The 1,091-nt window shown below is 38.7% G+C and carries 1 protein-coding gene and 1 pseudogene; both read left to right on the top strand.

Annotated features, from left to right (window positions below; genetic code table 11):
• Positions 1–140: 140 nt before the first annotated feature.
• Positions 141–389, top strand: a pseudogene (locus PX484_RS25240) (glycosyltransferase family 2 protein); the annotation flags it as partial.
• Between the two features lie 27 nt (positions 390–416).
• Complete coding sequence (locus PX484_RS25235; RefSeq protein ID WP_002804207.1) at positions 417–971, top strand: phycobiliprotein lyase; 555 nt, start codon at positions 417–419, stop codon at positions 969–971.
• Positions 972–1,091 lie beyond the last annotated feature (120 nt).

The following is a 1,091-nucleotide window of genomic DNA, read 5'->3' as shown; positions in this document are numbered from 1 at the left end:
TAAAAACTCATGAACTGGCAGGTCAAATTTTTCCCGATGAGTACGATTTAGCGCTCGCTGTTAAACAAGGGATCGAAGCTCGCGCTCAAAAAGGAGGATACGAAACTCACTGTTTTAAGTTTAATTCTGCCTAGCTACTTATTAGTCTTGTTTATGCTAGTTTTTTAATGCTTAGGACTATCATTTTAGGAATCGATGTACCCGGATACGCTTCTCTGATGGTTGCTGTCCTATTTTTAGGAGTAATTCAATTACTCACGCTTGGTATTATTGGCGAATATATTGGCAGGGTTTATGAAGAAGTAAAGGGCCAGCCACTTTATCTTGTTCGAGATTGTTATGGTTTTGAAAATCGGGAACAACTTAGTGATAAAATAACTCAAGATTAAGATACTGGCAAGAGGAGAATTAAATTTATGAATACCGAAGTTTTTCAGCAATTTTTTGCCTATTGTGTCGGTAGTTGGCAAACGGAAAGAACCTATCATTATCTAGCGGATCAAGAAGTGGAACGTTCCCGTACTGAATTCCTCATTCAACCCCTGACTAGGGAGATTAAACAGAAAGTTCTGACAGATAATAACTATCCTGATATTGCGGATTTAGAAAGTATCCCCGGGTTTAATTTAGGTTTCTATACCATCTCGGAAAAAGGGGAAGAAGTGCGACAAAATCTTAATCTTTTATTTGTGGTTAAAGCAGAAAATAACGGTTATTTAGAAGGGGATTATCTTCGTGATCGCGCCTACGAAGAAGCAAGACCAATTATCTCCGCTTTTCGCTTTGATTCCACTACCAGAGAGTTATTAATGACCACCAATTATACTCGCAGTGTTTCCGTCGATTCAATTACTTTAATCAATCCAGACCTGCGAATTCGCAAAATTATTAACTATCAACGTCCCCAGGAGGGGGAACCCTTGGAAAAAGTTCTCTTGGTCGGTTTTGGAGTTGAGTGTAAAGTCAGTTAAAAAAATATTTCTTTCCCCCCCCTTGATTCTCCAGTCAGGGGGAGATTTTATAATAGGGTAACGATAGGATTAAGGAGCAAAAATAATGCTCAAAATCGGTCAACTTTCCCTAGAAAGTGG

It is taken from the genome of Microcystis sp. M49636_WE2, assembly GCF_030065375.1.
Lineage (GTDB): Bacteria > Cyanobacteriota > Cyanobacteriia > Cyanobacteriales > Microcystaceae > Microcystis > Microcystis aeruginosa_C.
Note: the sequence above shows the minus strand (reverse complement) of the source record. Positions and strands in the feature narration are given on the sequence as shown.

Coding starts and splice junctions, on each gene's coding strand:
- PX484_RS25235 (WP_002804207.1), top strand. CDS start 417: ATGAATACCGAAGTTTTTCAGCAATTTTTTGCCTATTGTGTCGGTAGT.